At 72.8% G+C, this 250-nt stretch carries 1 pseudogene; it reads left to right on the forward strand.

Annotated elements, in window-relative coordinates:
* A pseudogene (locus ACSNOK_RS35385) lies at positions 1-250 on the forward strand (substrate-binding domain-containing protein); the annotation flags it as partial.

A 250-nucleotide genomic window follows, 5' to 3' on the forward strand; every position in this document is an offset into this window, starting at 1 on the left:
CCCCAAGGTGCCGCTCAACCGCTCCGCCCACTACAAGGTCCTGGCCGCCCTCGAACGCACCGGCGAGACGGGGACGGGCGCGGACCCGCAGGCGCCGTTCGGGCCGCCCAGGGTCATCGGCGGGATCAAGGGCGGCGTGGGCAACGGCGGCATACAGGAGACCAGGAGCCAGACCGGGACGCCGTGGCAGGCCGTCGCGCTGGTCTGCTTCCTGGTCCTGGTCATCCTCGGCCAGCTCGCCTTCTCCGTG

The sequence above is a fragment of the Streptomyces sp. URMC 126 genome, assembly GCF_051386555.1.
In the GTDB taxonomy this organism is placed as follows: domain Bacteria; phylum Actinomycetota; class Actinomycetes; order Streptomycetales; family Streptomycetaceae; genus Streptomyces.